At 63.3% G+C, this 15055-nt stretch carries 15 protein-coding genes, 1 tRNA gene and 1 pseudogene; 9 read left to right on the forward strand and 8 right to left on the reverse strand.

Annotated features, from left to right (window positions below):
- Positions 1–272: 272 nt before the first annotated feature.
- Positions 273–1502 carry an integrase arm-type DNA-binding domain-containing protein gene (locus tag AADJ04_RS08320; protein WP_341239331.1) on the reverse strand — a complete coding sequence of 410 codons (1230 nt, stop codon included), beginning with the start codon at positions 1500–1502 and terminating at the stop codon, positions 273–275.
- 433 nt (positions 1503–1935) lie between these two features.
- On the opposite strand from AADJ04_RS08320, the gene AADJ04_RS08325 reads away from it, so the two are divergent.
- Entirely contained in the window at positions 1936–4833 is a 2898-nt protein-coding gene (locus AADJ04_RS08325; protein WP_341239332.1) for a valine--tRNA ligase, read from the forward strand.
- A gap of 75 nt (positions 4834–4908) precedes the next feature.
- On the forward strand, positions 4909–5796 hold the full coding sequence (galU, locus tag AADJ04_RS08330; RefSeq protein ID WP_341239333.1) for a UTP--glucose-1-phosphate uridylyltransferase GalU: 888 nt from the start codon (positions 4909–4911) through the stop codon (positions 5794–5796).
- A 132-nt stretch (positions 5797–5928) separates the two neighbouring features.
- Here galU and AADJ04_RS08335 read toward each other — a convergent pair whose 3' ends face one another.
- The 3 genes from AADJ04_RS08335 to cysM all read right to left on the reverse strand — a co-directional run bounded on the left by AADJ04_RS08335 (position 5929) and on the right by cysM (position 7748).
- Complete coding sequence (locus AADJ04_RS08335; RefSeq protein WP_044401862.1) at positions 5929–6156, reverse strand: sulfurtransferase TusA family protein; 228 nt, start codon at positions 6154–6156, stop codon at positions 5929–5931.
- A 5-nt stretch (positions 6157–6161) separates the two neighbouring features.
- A complete protein-coding gene (locus AADJ04_RS08340; RefSeq protein ID WP_341239334.1) occupies positions 6162–6731 on the reverse strand; it encodes an NUDIX domain-containing protein in 570 nt (189 codons plus the stop codon).
- 114 nt (positions 6732–6845) lie between these two features.
- Entirely contained in the window at positions 6846–7748 is a 903-nt protein-coding gene (cysM, locus tag AADJ04_RS08345; RefSeq protein WP_066690735.1) for a cysteine synthase CysM, read from the reverse strand.
- Positions 7749–7789: 41 nt separating this feature from the next.
- On the opposite strand from cysM, the gene AADJ04_RS08350 reads away from it, so the two are divergent.
- The 3 genes from AADJ04_RS08350 to AADJ04_RS08360 all read left to right on the forward strand — a co-directional run bounded on the left by AADJ04_RS08350 (position 7790) and on the right by AADJ04_RS08360 (position 9126).
- Positions 7790–7874, forward strand: a tRNA-Leu gene (locus AADJ04_RS08350).
- Between the two features lie 465 nt (positions 7875–8339).
- Positions 8340–8648, forward strand: a complete 309-nt coding sequence (locus AADJ04_RS08355; protein ID WP_142081379.1) for a hypothetical protein — start codon at positions 8340–8342, stop codon at positions 8646–8648.
- Positions 8649–8943: 295 nt separating this feature from the next.
- A complete protein-coding gene (locus tag AADJ04_RS08360; protein ID WP_341239335.1) occupies positions 8944–9126 on the forward strand; it encodes a hypothetical protein in 183 nt (60 codons plus the stop codon).
- Positions 9127–9201: 75 nt separating this feature from the next.
- On the opposite strand, the gene AADJ04_RS08365 is transcribed toward AADJ04_RS08360, so the two are convergent.
- The 4 genes from AADJ04_RS08365 to AADJ04_RS08380 all read right to left on the reverse strand — a co-directional run bounded on the left by AADJ04_RS08365 (position 9202) and on the right by AADJ04_RS08380 (position 12506).
- Complete coding sequence (locus AADJ04_RS08365; RefSeq protein ID WP_341239336.1) at positions 9202–9948, reverse strand: hypothetical protein; 747 nt, start codon at positions 9946–9948, stop codon at positions 9202–9204.
- Complete coding sequence (locus AADJ04_RS08370) at positions 9945–10979, reverse strand: MlaD family protein (RefSeq protein WP_341239337.1); 1035 nt, start codon at positions 10977–10979, stop codon at positions 9945–9947. Before AADJ04_RS08370 ends, AADJ04_RS08365 begins: the two co-directional genes overlap by 4 nt.
- 67 nt (positions 10980–11046) lie before the next feature.
- Positions 11047–11847 carry an ABC transporter permease gene (locus AADJ04_RS08375; RefSeq protein WP_198848138.1) on the reverse strand — a complete coding sequence of 267 codons (801 nt, stop codon included), beginning with the start codon at positions 11845–11847 and terminating at the stop codon, positions 11047–11049.
- Between the two features lie 191 nt (positions 11848–12038).
- Positions 12039–12506, reverse strand: coding sequence for a Cd(II)/Pb(II)-responsive transcriptional regulator (locus AADJ04_RS08380; RefSeq protein WP_273624823.1), 468 nt, complete (start codon positions 12504–12506; stop codon positions 12039–12041).
- 76 nt (positions 12507–12582) lie between these two features.
- Here AADJ04_RS08380 and AADJ04_RS08385 point away from each other — a divergent pair, with 76 nt between their 5' ends.
- The 4 genes and pseudogenes from AADJ04_RS08385 to AADJ04_RS08400 all read left to right on the forward strand — a co-directional run.
- On the forward strand, positions 12583–13227 hold the full coding sequence (locus tag AADJ04_RS08385; protein WP_066698503.1) for a cation diffusion facilitator family transporter: 645 nt from the start codon (positions 12583–12585) through the stop codon (positions 13225–13227).
- A 160-nt stretch (positions 13228–13387) separates the two neighbouring features.
- The gene (locus AADJ04_RS08390) at positions 13388–14023 is read left to right on the forward strand and encodes a YitT family protein (RefSeq protein WP_207373208.1); all 636 of its coding nucleotides are present in this window, start codon (positions 13388–13390) and stop codon (positions 14021–14023) included.
- Between the two features lie 84 nt (positions 14024–14107).
- Positions 14108–14506 carry a hypothetical protein gene (locus AADJ04_RS08395; protein ID WP_341239338.1) on the forward strand — a complete coding sequence of 133 codons (399 nt, stop codon included), beginning with the start codon at positions 14108–14110 and terminating at the stop codon, positions 14504–14506.
- Between the two features lie 165 nt (positions 14507–14671).
- Positions 14672–15055: pseudogene (locus tag AADJ04_RS08400) on the forward strand (hypothetical protein); the annotation flags it as partial.

Consider the following 15055-nt stretch of genomic DNA (forward strand, 5'->3'; position numbering starts at 1 on the left):
GCAACGTTGAATTCGTACTCGTACCTCAAGCATCTGCCGCTGCTAGCACCAGTCAGACGGTCAGGAAATTGACCGGGCTCTGCTGGCAAACGACCAAGTCGTTTGGCTCACCGTTCACCCATGACATGTCACGGGCACAGTTGGGGGAATATCAGGCTGATGCCTTCTCAGAACCGACTCCGGCCTTGCAGCCAGTGCCCGCCAGTTGCTACCGGCGCCCTCTTGAAAGTGACTGAATTCTAGCGCGGCAAATTACTGCCTCGCAAGAGCTGTCAATCCTGCGTGCAAGCAGAAAAGCAGTACTTCTCCCAATCGGCCATGAGCAAGGTGCGCTTGGCGAAGAAGTCCGAGCGCAGGTACGCCGCTGCGACGGCATCAGAGAGTCGATGTGCCAGCGCGTGCTCGCACACCTCGAAGGGATAGCCGGAACGCTCGCCGGCCCAGGTTCTGAATGTCGAACGCATGCCGTGGACCGTGACATCCCCATGGTCCATCCGACGCAGCAGCATCGACATCGCCATGGTAGACATGGCCACATCCTTTTTGCCGGTGATGAAGATGAACTGTTTGCCTGAGAAGGGCTTGACCGTGGCGAGGATTTCCAGCGCGCGCTTGCCCAGCGGCACCCGGTGTTCCTTGCCAGCCTTCATGCGTTCGCCAGGGATGGTCCAGATGGCTTTGGCGAAGTCGATTTCATCCCAGCGCGCGCCGACGACTTCACCGGTCCGCGAGGCGCACAAGATCAGGAACTCCAGCGCGTAGCGGGCCATGCCGCTCTCACCTTGCAGCTTTTCCATGAAGCTCGGTAGTTCCTCATAGGGCAGCGAGGCGTGGTGGTTCTTGGTTCCGATACGCACCTTAGGCAACAGATATTCCATGTGGCCCTTGAGCCGCGCGGGGTTGTCGCCCTTGCGCCATCCTTTGACTGTTGCCCAGTCGAGTACAGCCTCGATGCGTCCGCGCAGCCGGGTAGCAGTTTCTGTTTTGCTTTGCCAGATGGGTGAGAGGATCTCAACGATGTGATCGGAGTCCACGTCCCCGATGGCACGCTGGCCGATCACCGGGTAGGCGTACTGCGTCAGGGTGTTGGTCCACTGCTGGGCATGCTTGGCGTTTTTCCAGGCAGGCTTGGAAAACTCGATGAACTCAGTGGCGCAGGCCTCGAATGTCTTGGCCTTGGCTTGCTGCAGTTGCTGTTCGCGGGCTTCCTGCCGCTTGGCTGCAGCTGGGTCAGTGCCGTTCGCGCGGGCATCGCGCAAAGACTGGGCTTTTTCACGGGCCGTTTTGAGAGAGGTGGCTGGATAGGCCCCGAGGCCGACCGATTTGGCCTTGCCATGATCCATGTACCTGAAGAGCCAGCTTGCGCTGCCGTTCTTGGCAATCGCGAGGGTGAGGCCCTGACCATCGCCAAGCAGTGCGTTCTTTGGGGTGCTGAAGGCGAGTTCTTCGATCTCTCGGATCTTGGCTCTGATCTTGAGGTCAGTGAGTTTGTGGATAGCCATGCTGGAATTGTGAGTCATGAAGGGTTAATAAAGCCCCTTAGCTATCAACTCGCATATCAAAATCAGCTGCTACGTCGCGGAATCCTGCGGAGAATGGCGGACGAAGGCCTCGGCGTAACCCGTTGAATTCATTGAATACGCAGCTGTTTTGGAGAATGGCGGAATGAAAATTCAGTGACGCCCTCTCCGCCATTGATGCAAGCCCAAGTGGTCCACACCACTTGGGCTTTTTGCATTGGGACGAACTTTCTGGTCGAGCGTTATCGAGCGCGCTTGCGAAGTCGTCGCCGCCCGCGTCGGCAAATCCTCCCGCCACGCCGCAGCTCCACGCACGCATCAGCGAAGCCGTGGCAGCCCTGCCTTAAAATGGCCGGCTAACCTTCCTGTCTCTGGACTCGGCCAACCAAGCCGTTTCCTGCACCAATTACCACCCATGAGCACGCCCCTGCAACAACCCGGCCTCGAAAGCCTGTCCAAGTCGTTTGAACCTGCTGCACTGGAAGCCCACTGGGGCCCTGAATGGGAAAAACGGGGATACGGCGCGGCGGGCCACCGTGGCACGGGCGCGCCAGTGGCGGGCGAGCCCGCTTTCTCCATCCAGCTGCCGCCCCCCAACGTGACGGGCACGCTGCACATGGGCCATGCGTTCAACCAGACGATCATGGACAGCCTGACCCGCTACCATCGCATGCGCGGCTTCAACACGGTGTGGGTGCCCGGCACCGACCACGCGGGCATCGCCACGCAAATCGTGGTGGAGCGCCAATTGCAGGAGCAAGGCATCAGCCGCTACGACATGGGCCCCACCCCACCCGAGGCGCGCAAGAACTTCGTGAGCAAGGTGTGGGAGTGGAAGGAAAAGTCCGGCAACACCATCACCACGCAGATGCGCCGCATGGGCGACAGCGTGGACTGGAGCCGCGAATACTTCACCATGGACGACAAGCTGAGCAGCGTCGTCACTGAGACCTTCGTGCGCCTGTACGAGCAGGGCCTGATCTACCGCGGCAAGCGCCTGGTGAACTGGGACCCGAAGCTGCAGTCCGCTGTGTCCGACCTGGAAGTCGAGAGCGAAGAAAAAGACGGCTCGCTGTGGCACATCGCCTACCCGCTGGCCGATGGATCGGGCAGCCTGACGGTGGCTACCACCCGACCCGAAACCATGCTGGGCGACGTGGCGCTGATGGTGCACCCGGAGGACGCGCGCTATACGCACCTCATCGGCAAGATGGTCAACCTGCCGCTGTGCGACCGCCAGATCCCGGTGATTGCCGACGAGTACGTGGACAAGGAATTCGGCACGGGGGTGGTGAAGGTGACGCCCGCGCACGACCAGAACGACTACGCCGTGGGCCAGCGCCACAAGCTGCCCATGATCGTGGTGCTGACGCTGCAAGCCACCATCAACGAGAACGCCCCCGCCAAGTACCGCGGCATGGACCGCTTCGTGGCCCGCAAGGCCATCGTGGCCGACCTCGAAGCCATCGGCGCGCTGGTCGAGGTAAAGAAGCACAAGCTCATGGTGCCCATCTGCACCCGCACCGGCCAGGTCATCGAGCCCATGCTGACGGACCAATGGTTCGTGGCGATGAGCAAGGTCAGCGACCAGGACCCCACGGGCAAGAGCATTGCGCAAAAGGCCATCGATGCCGTGGCCAGCGGCGAAGTGACCTTTGTGCCCGAGAACTGGGTGAACACCTACAACCAGTGGATGAACAACATCCAGGACTGGTGCATCAGCCGCCAGCTGTGGTGGGGCCACCAGATCCCGGCCTGGTACGACGAAGACGGCAACGTGATCGTGGCCCGCACCGAGGCCGAGGCCCAGGCCAAGGCGCCCGGCAAGACGCTGCGCCGCGATGAAGACGTGCTCGACACCTGGTACTCGTCCGCCCTCGTGCCCTTCAGCACCATGGGCTGGCCCAACCAGGGCACGGCAGCGACGGACGACTACAACCTGTACCTGCCCAGCACGGTGCTGGTCACGGGATACGACATCATCTTCTTCTGGGTCGCCCGGATGATCATGATGACCACGCACTTCACGGGCCGCGTGCCGTTCAAGCATGTGTACATCCACGGTCTGGTGCGCGACGCGCAGGGCAAGAAGATGTCCAAGTCCGAGGGCAACGTGCTCGACCCGGTGGACCTGATCGACGGCATTGCGCTGGAGCCCCTGCTCGACAAGCGCACCACCGGCCTGCGCAAGCCCGAGACCGCGCCCACCGTGCGCAAGAACACGCAAAAGGAATTTCCCGAGGGCATTCCGGCCTATGGCGCCGATGCGCTGCGCTTTACCTTTGCGGCGCTCGCGTCGCTGGGCCGCAGCATCAACTTCGACAGCAAGCGCTGCGAGGGCTACCGCAACTTCTGCAACAAGCTCTGGAACGCCAGCCGCTTCGTGCTAATGAACTGCGAAGGCCAGGACTGCGGCCTGAAGGAGCACACCAAGGAAGAGTGCCAGCCCGGCGGCCCAGCCCACGGCTACATGCAGTTCAGTCAGGCCGACCGCTGGATCAGCTCGCTGCTTCAAAAGACCGAGGCCGAAGTCGCCAAGGGCTTTGAAGAATACCGCCTGGACAACGTGGCCAACACGATCTACGACTTTGTCTGGAACGAGTACTGCGACTGGTACCTGGAGATCGCCAAGGTGCAGATCCAGAACGGCACCGAAGCGCAGCAGCGCGCCACGCGTCGCACGCTGATCCGCACGCTGGAAGCCATCCTGCGCCTGGCCCACCCCATCATCCCCTTCATCACCGAAGCCCTGTGGCAGGTGGTGGCACCCGTCGCTGGCTTGAAGGGAGAGTCGGTCAGCATTGCCCACTACCCGCAAGCCCAGCCAGAGAAGATTGACGAGGCGGCCATCGCCCACATGGACCGCGTCAAAGGCTTGGTGGACACCTGCCGTGCGTTGCGCGGTGAGATGAACGTCTCGCCCTCCACCCGCCTGCCCATGTATGTGGTGGGCGATGCCGACTTCATGCGCGGCGTGGCGCCGGTGCTGCAGGCACTGGCCAAGCTCAGCGAGGTCAAGGTGTTTGACGACGAGGCCGCCTGGGCCGCCGCCGCCCAGGCCGCGCCTGTGGCCGTGGTGGGCGAAGCCCGCATGTGTCTGTTCATGGAAATCGACGTGGCTGCCGAGAAAGCGCGTCTCTCCAAGGAAATCGCGCGTATCGAAGGCGAAATCGCCAAGGCGAATGGCAAGCTCTCCAACGAAGCCTTCGTGGCCAAAGCCCCTGCCGCCGTGCTGGAACAGGAGAGAAAGCGCGTGGCCGACTTCACTGCCACCCTCGGCAGATTGCGCGATCAGCTGACACGCCTGGGCTGAAACGGCCGTGATACTCGGTGACATGTGGCCCGCCAACGCGGGCCGACGTCGCCTGACTGCATTCAAAGGAAACCCATGACTGTTGCCACCACCGTTCGCAAAGCCGTATTCCCCGTTGCCGGCCTGGGTACGCGTTTCTTGCCTGCCACCAAAGCCTCCCCGAAGGAGATGCTGCCCGTAGTGGACAAGCCGCTGATCCAGTACGCGGTAGAAGAAGCCTACGCCGCCGGCATTCGCCACATGATCTTCGTGACGGGCCGCAGCAAGCGTGCCATCGAAGACCACTTTGACACGGCTTATGAGCTGGAAGCCGAACTGGAAACCGCAGGCAAGGAAGCCTTGCTGGCCCTGGTGCGGTCTGTGCAGCCTGACGACATGGACTGCGCCTTTGTGCGCCAGCCCCGCTCACTGGGCCTGGGCCATGCGGTGCTGTGCGCAGAGCCTTTGGTGGGCAACGAACCCTTTGCCGTGCTACTGGCCGACGACCTGATGGTGGGCCCCCAGGGCGGCCAGCCGGTGCTGGCGCAGATGGTGACGACCTTCCGCCAGCAAGGCCGGTCTGTGATTGCGGTGCAAGAGGTGCCCGAGGACCAAGTGCACAAGTACGGCATCGTCGCCGGGGAACCCGCTGGCGGACAACTGATGCGCATTGAGCGCATCGTGGAAAAGCCCAAAGCCGACGTGGCCCCCTCCCGCATGGGGGTGGCTGGGCGCTACATCCTTACCCCCGGCGTTTTCGACGAGATCCGCAACCAGCCACGCGGTGTGGGTGGCGAAATCCAGCTCACGGATGGCATCGCGCGGCTGATGGCGCACGAAGCGGTGTACGCGTTCCAGTACGAAGGCAAGCGCTACGACTGCGGCAGCAAAGAAGGCTTTCTGGAGGCCACGGTGGAACTGGCGTTGCAGCACCCACAAGTGGGCGCGACGTTCCGCACATACCTCAAAGGGCTGAGCCTCTGAAGCTGAGCGCACGCCGTACGCGCATGACCAGCGTGCACGGCTAGCTATTCAATTGCGTTGGCCGGGGATGGGCTTCCCGGCGCCCAACGCGCGGTTCGGAACTGTAGGCCCGACCGTGCACCGCACCCACCCTTAGCGGCGGCGCAAAACGTGGATGAACTCTTCACCCACGGTTTGCTGTTCCACCAGCTCATTGCCCGTTTGCTTGGCAAACGCCTGGAAGTCGCGCACCGACCCCACATCGGTGGCCAATACCTTCAACAGCTGGCCGCTGGCCATTTCTGCCAAGGCCTTTTTGGCTTTGAGAATGGGCAAAGGGCAGTTCAAGCCCCGGGTGTCGATTTCTTTGTGTGTTTCCATGGTCATCAATCCTTGCTCGGCAGGCCCAGCCCACGGCGCCGCTCTGCATTTTCTTCTTCGGTAAAAAACACTGGCTCGTGCCCTCGGGTGCGCAACCAGTCTGCCAACGCATAGCCTGTGCCAGCGGGCCAGCATTTGAGTTTGTCCAGATCGTACAGGCGATAGTCCACCAGTTCAGGGGACAGCTTCACCTGGCCTGTCGCCACGACATGGTAGGCAATGATCACTTGGTTCATGCGCAAAAACTCGTAGGCCCCCACAAGTTTGGCGCTCTGAACATCCAGGCTGGTTTCTTCCTTCACCTCGCGGGCAATGCCTTCCTGCGGCGACTCACCTGCCTCCATGAAGCCGGTGATCAATGCATACATTTTCTCTTGCCAGGCCGCATTGCGCGCCAGCAGGATCTGGCCATTCACCTCCACGATGGCAGCCAACACGGGCGTGGGGTTGTTCCAGTGCGTCCACCCGCAAGCAGGGCAACGCAAGCGCGCCTTGTCGCCCCCGTCTTCCAACTGGGTGATCCAGGCAAGGGCCGTGCCACAGTGGGTGCAGTAGCGGGTTTCATACTGGGTCATGGGTGCTTCCAAAAAGATAGCTGACTGCGCTTATCCATCAAGCGCCAGAGCCATATTTCATTCAAAATTCAACCCCCAGCGCACCAGGCCATATCAAGATGGCCTGAGCCTGCTTCAGGCAGGAAACACCCCTGTAGAGAGGTAGCGATCGCCCCGGTCACACACCACAAAGACGATGGTGGCGTCTTGCTCACGCAGCGCGATCTGCTGGGCTACCCAGCAAGCGCCAGCGGCAGAAATCCCCGCGAAAATGCCTTCCTCACGGGCCAGGCGGCGGCACATTTCCTCGGCATCGTCCTGGCTCACGTACACCAGTTCGTCCACCGAGCGCGGGTCGTAAATTTTGGGCAGATATTCCTGCGGCCACTTGCGAATGCCCGGAATGCGCGAGCCTTCCTGGGGCTGGGCTCCGATGATCTGGATGCCCGGATTTTTTTCCTTGAGGTAACGCGACACCCCTGAGATGGTTCCGGTGGTTCCCATGGCACTCACAAAGTGCGTGACGCGTCCGCCCGTTTGCTCCCAAATTTCGGGGCCTGTCGTTTCGTAGTGGATGCGGGGGTTGTCCTCATTGCCGAACTGGTCCAGCACCTTGCCCTCTCCGCGCTTTTGCATGGCCTCGGCCAAGTCACGGGCATGCTCCATGCCACCACTCTTGGGGGTCAGCACCAGCTCGGCACCAAAGGCCTTCATGGTCTGGGCCCGCTCAATCGACAAATCCTCAGGCATCACCAGCACCATGCGGTAGCCCTTGATGGCAGCGGCCATGGCCAGCGCAATGCCGGTGTTGCCCGACGTCGCCTCAATCAGCGTATCGCCCGGCCGAATGTCACCACGCTCCTCCGCACGGCGGATCATGGACAGCGCAGGCCGGTCCTTCACCGAGCCCGCAGGGTTGTTGCCTTCCAACTTGCCCAAAACCACATTGCCACGCGCCGCGTTTTCCTGTGCACCAATGCGCTGCAAGGCCACCAGTGGCGTGTTGCCAACCGCTTGTTCGATAGTTTGGTAATTCATGGTCACTACTGTGCCATAATTTGCGTCTTCACAAATTACCCGCCCGGGTGGTGAAATTGGTAGACGCAGGGGACTCAAAATCCCCCGCCGCAAGGCGTGCCGGTTCGATTCCGGCCCCGGGCACCACAGATAAGGCCGGAAGCTTCCACGAGCTTCCGGCCTTTTTCTTTTTCTGCGGCGAAATGGGCTTTGGCTGGCACGCGACTGTGGCGCGCGAGTGTCAGGGGCACCACCACCTGAGGGCTTTGGCGCTGCCTCTCCCATCACCGTGCAGATCGGCGGCACCCAACAGCCATACCCATCTGGTCACAAAGGTCAATGGCTCCAAGGCCGGTCCACTCCGCCGCCCAACAAGCTTCAGTTCAGACATCGTGCTTTCAACCACCTCGCCATATGGCAGAGCGTTGTGAAAGCTACGCCATACATCACTTGGGTCTGAGCGAGGGAACTTCTGCCCTGATGGCTAAGCGTACCCATGCTGAGCGAGGCGATGAAACGGCTCACCTTGGGCGACGGAATCACTCAACCAGTGTGATTAAACTTGCATCAAAATACTGTATATTTAAACAGTCTTTATCAAGGAGTTCGACCATGGAAGTGATTGATACGCTGTACACCGTCACCCTGCAAGACTGCCCCGATGAGGTGCCAGAGCGGGCGCGCGCGCAAGCCGAGGCACGTTATGCCAAAGCCCTGGAGCAGGCGCTTGGAGGTCCGGAAGAAGTGGCTGCCGCGCTGGACACGATGTCGGGGCTGGAGGGTGCTGCCGACGAAGATATTTCGCAGGCAGACCTGGAGCTGGCAGCACGCTGGGCCAAGGCTTGCACCGCCGCGAGGCAGGCGGGATTTCGCGACCTGGGTGAAGCAGAGTGCATGTACTTTGATGTGCGCCTGTCCTGACGCGTGACATGGGCATGAAGGGTCTTGAGGAATGCGTTGCCGCTCCTGCAAGCCCCTTCCAGCGGGTCCATTCACCAACGATGGGGGATGAACAGTAAGCAGGTGCGCATCCAGCCGCAGAGCTCAGATACAAATCGCGACAACGCGATGCCCCGATGCGAACTTGTCTGACACATGGAACTGCGGGCTTTTGGTGGAATCTCACCCACTGGCCATTGAGGCCAGAGTGGGATGGACCATTGAGGCCCCCGCGTCCCCAATCAACGGTGTTCACACCCTTTGAAGGAGCAACGCCATGACATCCAGTCACCTCTCTTCGCAAGCCATTGCTTTGCTGGCATTTGTTGCCACGGTGACTTTGGCACTCGTGGCCGCCTTGGTGGGCTCCGCGCCCGATTGGGTTGTGCAGTCGGCAGACTCTCTGCCGCTGCTCCCCGGGCAACTGGATATGCTTTTACCGGTGGAACCTGCACGCTGAGTGGCCAACACAGCGCTGTGCAGACCGCCGCTTACACGCCGAGCTGAGGCCGCGGATCCCGTGGGCTTGATGCCTTCAAGGAGCCATCAGAGCCAACCGCCTGCGGGCTTGCGCTGCGGCTTCTGCGTCTCCGGCGGCCTGGGCCAGGTTGGCCTGCACGGTCAGCCATGCCATCAGGGGGCGTCGCCAGCCCTGGGCTGAAGCGGTGTCTACTGCCACGGCAGCCACTTCGCGCCCGGCCTGCCCTGCACGGAACAAGGTGCCAGCGGCCACCAGGCGCGAGAGGGGATCTTCCACCCCCTTGAGCAGTGCCGCAGCGTTGGCAGCACTCGACTGCGCCAAGGCGGTAGCCACCGGGCGCTGCGCGGGCGGCAACAAAGCCCGTTCATCAGCCGCCAAGGGGCGGCCCAGCAGGTAATTGGCATAGGCTTTTTCAGGGCCTGCGGCATCCTGCTGCAGGGCCTCGAATGGCGGGCAAGCTTGCGTCAGCGCCAAGCTGGCTGCCTGCGCCGCACAGCGCAACAGTTCTGCCCGGGCCACCAGGTCCAGCCGGCCAGTGCTGGCGAGCTCTCGGCGTACACGTGTCCATTCCTGCCCCTCTACCCGGCTGTTGCCTGTCAGGTAGGCCTGCAAGGCCTTTTCGGTGGAGCCGTGCGCATTCATCTGCCAGTCTGGGATGGCGGGCTTGCTGGAACAAGCTGCCAGGGCAGCGCACACCAGCAGCGGCGCCCAAACGGTGCGCAGGCGGCGCGCAGACGGGCTGGAAGGCGGGCATATCCAGCGGGGCCAGGCAGTCAGAAAAAAACAAGTGCGCTGTGTCATGGCAGTCGGATTTCGGTGTCGCGCGCAAAAGGCCATTTGCGCTGGATTTCGTTCACCAGGCTTTCCACCTTGCGCAGGTTGCTTTCCACATCGGCGCGCAAGGCGCCCAGGTCGGTGGTGGCTTCGCGGGTGTTGGCGCCGATGGCCTGAGCCTCTACCAGCACCGCATCCACCTTCTTGAGGCTGTTGCGCGTTTCTTCCAGCAAGGCATTGAGCTGCCCGACCGATGCCCGCAGGTCAGGCACCAGCGCGTCTTTGCCGTCCTCACCAAACACCTGGCGATCGGCCTGCTTGGCCAGGCCATCCAGGCGCGCCAGCAGCGTGTTGGTGCGCTCCAGCGTGGTGATGATTTTTCGGGCATCGGCTTCGTTGCCCATCAGCACGCCCAAGGCGCCACCAGGGCCGCTCAGCCGCTGGGTCAGGGCCTGCACGTTGGCCAAGCTGCTGCCCAGGGCTGCGTCTTGCGCGGTGAGGGCATTGAGGTTGCCCAGCAGTTCACGGGCAGACGCCATCAGCTGCGGAATCTCGGCCGTGGCATCGCCACGCAACACGGGGCGCACGGCACCGGCAGGCAACGGTGGGTCGGTCAGGATGCCGCTGTACGCGCGGATGTTGGTGCCCCCCACCACGCCGCGCACCAGCGTGAACACGCTGGACTCGCGCAGCCAGTGCGCGTCCTTGCGCGGCACGTCGATGAGGATGCGCACATTGCCGTCCTCGGCCAGCTCGATGCGGCGCACGCGCCCGATCGGAAAGCCCGAGAAGGTCATGTCCATGCCTACCACCACGCCTTCAGAGTCATCGGCAGTGAGCACCAGGGTTTGCGTGGGCTCAAACGCACCCCGCGCATACAGCAGGTACAGGCCGGACCCCACGATCAACGCCAGCGTGAACAGCAGCAGCATCGCGGCCTTCAGCTCCAGAGAGGCCACAGGACGCAGGGATTCCACATGCGCAGCATCGGCAGCGATGGGCGTGCCCGCCGGATCGGGTGGCGCAGCAGATGGGGGCGGGGGTACGGAAGGGTTCATGGCAAACAATCTGTACGGCCCCAACGGGCCGGGGATGGTGGGGGCATGGTCTGGTTCAGGGGCCGCATCAGTAGTAGTTCCCCACCAGCGAGCCAACTTCGATGAGCAGCAGCACGGCAAACATGCGCGCCAGCCCGCCCAGTTCTGAATCGGGCTGCGTGCGCTCGCCCGTGTCGTACAACCCGGCGGCCATGGGGATGAGCGCCACCGCCAGGCTGAACAACACGGTTTTGATGACGAAGACCAGCGTGACCGCAGGCGCAAACACATGCCCAAACATGCGCGTGTAGCTGGGCAGGCCCGCCAGGCTGAAGCCATACACGCCGAGGTAGGCCAACACCAGGGCGACCACGCAGCTCAACGCCGCCAGGGTGATGCAGGCAAACACGCCCGCTACGGCGCGGGGCAGCAGCTCCACACGAATGGGGTCAGCCCCCGCATGGCTCAGGCGGGCCAGGTGGCCAGACTGGCGCAGCAGCGCCAGCTGCGTGCCGTTGGGAATGGTGCAGCGCATGGCCACGAACAGCGCAGCCGTCAAAGGGATCAGCTCCAGCACCAGCACGCGGATCACCATCTCCAGCGCGTAGCGCGACAAGCCATAGCTGATGGCCGTGACAACCACGATGCGCGTGAGCACCAGGCTGATCAGCGCTGCCAACACGGTAAAACCCAGCAGCACCGGGGCGGTGTCCAGATACAGGTGGCGTGCCAGAGCGCGCCGGGTGACCTTGCCGTAACTGGACGGCGACAGCACCAGCACACACACCACGGCACCCAGGTACAAGATGCGCCACCAGGCCAGCGCCCAGCGCCGCACCACGCCCCAGGCGCGTTCGGACAGGGAAAGGCCGGGCAAGCGCGAAATCATGGCTGGATCATAGCTGCGCACCGGGCCACACCGCGTTTCAGGCAGCGGCCGATGACATCAAACGTTTTTGGCCTCCAGCGCTTATCCATCAAGCGCCGCCAGCTATCAAAACAGAAGCACACAAAGCACTTTGAAACATGCATGGCGCGCCGCCTGCACTGGCCGCTGGCAAAGTTGCCATCACGCCCCCATCACACATGGCGCTTGCCAGCCGCAGACCCTGGCGCAATGGGTGCGCTGCTTTGCGCATCTGCCCGCTGGTGCAGGGCTTCGATGATGTGGCACTGCGCGTCAGAACCATCACAGTGGCTGCGCAGGGCCATCAGATCAGCCTCCAGCGCCTGCAACTCTGCCAGGCGTGCGCGCACATGCCGCAGGTGCTCGTCCAGGGTGTCGCAGGCGGCGTGGCAGTCTTCCTTGCGCGTCAGGTCCAGCGCCAGCAGGGTGCGCACCTCGTCCAGCGACATGTCCATGGCACGGCACAGGCGCACAAAGCGCAGCCGGTGCACATCGGCGGCGCTGTAAAGTCGGTAACTGTTGTCACCCCGGGCGCCGGGCGGCAGCAGGCCTTCCTTTTCGTAGTAACGGATGTTGGCGGGCGACACGCCCGACTGCCGGGCGGCCTCGCCAATGCGGTGCACTGCAACGTCATCAACCATGGGGCTTGACCTTCAAGTGGCTTCAAGGTTTCCAATGATGCCATTGCAACCCGAACCTCAGTTTAGAAAGACCACCATGTCTGCCCAGTGCACCGACCATTGCCACACCCCCACCGCCAGCGCAGACCCGCGCTACCGGCGCATTCTGTGGATCGCCCTGCTCGTAAACGCCGCCATGTTTGTGGTGGAGCTGGGCGCGGGGCTGAGTTCAGGCTCCGCCTCCCTGCTGGCCGACGCCATCGACTTTCTCGGCGACGCGGCCAACTACGGCGTATCGCTCCTAGTGCTGGCCATGGCGCTGCAGTGGCGCGCCCGGGCAGCGCTGCTCAAAGGCGCCAGCATGCTGGCCTTCGGGGTGTTTGTGATTGGCCGGGTGGCCTGGGGCGCATGGCAGGGCATCACGCCCGAGGCGCTCACCATGGGCTCGGTCGGCCTGCTGGCACTGGCTGCCAACGTGGGCGTGGCCCTGCTGCTGTACGCCTGGCGCGATGGCGACGCCAACATGCGCGGCGTGTGGCTGTGCACCCGCAACGATGCGTTGAGCAACGTGGCCGTGATGCTGGCCGCGCTGGGGGTGTTTGGCACGGGCCGCAGCTGGCCCGACCTGGTGGTGGCCGGTGTGATGGCGGCCCTGGCCATCTCTGGCGGGTGGAGCGTGGTGCGCCAGGCCCGCCAGGAGCTGGCCCATGCTTCGAAGGAAAATCAGCCGCAGGCGCTTTAACCACAAGCGCAAGAAGCTATAAAATCAATAGCAAATAAGCTTTGAATCAGCAAGCTGCCCAGGTGGCACACAGCGCCTGCTTGCTGGTTTTTTGACGCACCACAAGCCCAGGCATGGGGCTTGCATGGTCCAATCGCACCTTCGTTTGCCGCCCGCACCCATGTCCCGCACCTCCGCCGCCCCCGCTGTTCCGCCCCCCGTGGCGGTGCCCCACACCCTCACTGAAGACGCCGTGGCGATCTTTACCGGGGTGCTGCTGATTTCCGTGGGCGTGGCGTTTTTCACCAGTGCGGGCCTGCTGACCGGCGGCACGGCCGGGCTGGCGTTTTTGCTGCACTACGCCACGGGCATTGGCTTCGGCAAGATTTTCTTCGTGCTGAATCTGCCCTTTTACTGGCTGGCGCTGCGCAAGCTGGGCCGGGCCTTCACGCTCAAAACCTTCATCGCCGTGCTGCTGCTGTCAGTGCTGACGGAATTGCAATCGCAGTTCCTGCAGTTTGCGCAGCTGCAGCCCGTGTATGCCGCCGTGGCGGGCGGGCTCATCACCGGCACGGGTTTTCTCGTGCTGTTTCGCCACCGCTGCAGCCTGGGGGGCGTGGGCATTTTGGCGCTGTACCTGCAAGACCGCTACGGCTGGCGCGCCGGCAAGGTGCAGATGGCTGTGGACTGCGCCATCGTGCTGCTGGCCCTGTGGACCGTAGAGCCCCTGCGCGTGGCTTGGTCTGTGGCTGGTGCCGTGGCCCTGAACCTGGTGCTGGCCATGAACCACCGCCCCGGGCGCTACATGGCGGTGTAAGAGCCGTTGCCGGTATTCACAGCGCCTGGGCACTGAATCCCCCATCGCGGGAACCTTTGTTCACCTGGCCGTATCATTCATCGCATGCGTCGCGGCTTGTTTTTTGTCCTCATGGTGGTGCTGGTCCTTCGGGGCCTCACGGGCACCGCCATGGCTGCGGGGGTGCTACCGCCCCTGGCGCTGACGCAAGCCGCTACGGCACACCAGCACGCTGCTGACACGGCGCAGCACGCCACCCACGACGACCCAAGCCACTACGGCACCGCTGCAGACCTGGGCAACCACTGCGCGGACGCATCTGCCGAATGCCACCCGCATGAGCACGCCACCTGCTCGGCCTGTGAGATTAGTCACTCGGCCATGCTTGCCGCGCCCGGCGTTTCCCCGTATGTGCCCCGGCTGCCCGGCGCGCACCTGCGCCATACCCCCGCGCCCTTGCACAACGCCCCTGCGGCGTTGCTGATCAAACCGCCCATCGCCTGATCTCCGACGCCCGAAGTGCGTCTGCCGTGGCCCTGCTGCCTGCCAGCCGGGCTTGCTTCGCAGCGCCAATGCCTTTGTTCGTTGTCTGGAGACCGCCATGCGCGCCCCTGATTTATCGCCTCTTTTTGCGCCAGCCCTGCCGCGCATTTCGCCCCCACTGCGCCGATGGGCCACCTGCCTGATGGTGCTGGCCCAACCTTGTGCCTGGCCCAAACGGCGTTGAACGCTGCCGACCCGCAAGCGCCCACTGCGCCGCTGTTCTATTTGGAACTGCCCACGCCTGCCCTTGAAACACCCGCGCCCAGCTGGCGCCAAGCCCACGATGCGGTGGCCGAATTCCCGCGTGGGCACGCCGACATCCTCGCCTGGGAAGCCCGCGCCGCGACTCCACCCGGAGCGCACGCCCAGCACCAGCAGCCTCCTGCCCCTGCTGCGGCAGCCGGCACGGCGGTCGCTGCGCACCAGCCGCTGCAGCACGCTCACCAGGCCCACCCCCCGCACGCGGGCGCGCCGGGCGAGATCCGAGGCGAAGTCCGAGCGTCGCGACCA

Origin of the sequence: uncultured Acidovorax sp. (genome assembly GCF_964021665.1) — a bacterium.
Classification (GTDB): Bacteria; Pseudomonadota; Gammaproteobacteria; order Burkholderiales; family Burkholderiaceae_C; genus Acidovorax; species Acidovorax temperans.

Coding starts and splice junctions, on each gene's coding strand:
- AADJ04_RS08320 (WP_341239331.1), bottom strand. CDS start 1,502: ATGGCTATCCACAAACTCACTGACCTCAAGATCAGAGCCAAGATCCGA.
- AADJ04_RS08325 (WP_341239332.1), top strand. CDS start 1,936: ATGAGCACGCCCCTGCAACAACCCGGCCTCGAAAGCCTGTCCAAGTCG.
- galU (WP_341239333.1), top strand. CDS start 4,909: ATGACTGTTGCCACCACCGTTCGCAAAGCCGTATTCCCCGTTGCCGGC.
- AADJ04_RS08335 (WP_044401862.1), bottom strand. CDS start 6,156: ATGGAAACACACAAAGAAATCGACACCCGGGGCTTGAACTGCCCTTTG.
- AADJ04_RS08340 (WP_341239334.1), bottom strand. CDS start 6,731: ATGACCCAGTATGAAACCCGCTACTGCACCCACTGTGGCACGGCCCTT.
- cysM (WP_066690735.1), bottom strand. CDS start 7,748: ATGAATTACCAAACTATCGAACAAGCGGTTGGCAACACGCCACTGGTG.
- AADJ04_RS08355 (WP_142081379.1), top strand. CDS start 8,340: ATGGAAGTGATTGATACGCTGTACACCGTCACCCTGCAAGACTGCCCC.
- AADJ04_RS08360 (WP_341239335.1), top strand. CDS start 8,944: ATGACATCCAGTCACCTCTCTTCGCAAGCCATTGCTTTGCTGGCATTT.
- AADJ04_RS08365 (WP_341239336.1), bottom strand. CDS start 9,948: ATGACACAGCGCACTTGTTTTTTTCTGACTGCCTGGCCCCGCTGGATA.
- AADJ04_RS08370 (WP_341239337.1), bottom strand. CDS start 10,979: ATGAACCCTTCCGTACCCCCGCCCCCATCTGCTGCGCCACCCGATCCG.
- AADJ04_RS08375 (WP_198848138.1), bottom strand. CDS start 11,847: ATGATTTCGCGCTTGCCCGGCCTTTCCCTGTCCGAACGCGCCTGGGGC.
- AADJ04_RS08380 (WP_273624823.1), bottom strand. CDS start 12,506: ATGGTTGATGACGTTGCAGTGCACCGCATTGGCGAGGCCGCCCGGCAG.
- AADJ04_RS08385 (WP_066698503.1), top strand. CDS start 12,583: ATGTCTGCCCAGTGCACCGACCATTGCCACACCCCCACCGCCAGCGCA.
- AADJ04_RS08390 (WP_207373208.1), top strand. CDS start 13,388: ATGTCCCGCACCTCCGCCGCCCCCGCTGTTCCGCCCCCCGTGGCGGTG.
- AADJ04_RS08395 (WP_341239338.1), top strand. CDS start 14,108: ATGCGTCGCGGCTTGTTTTTTGTCCTCATGGTGGTGCTGGTCCTTCGG.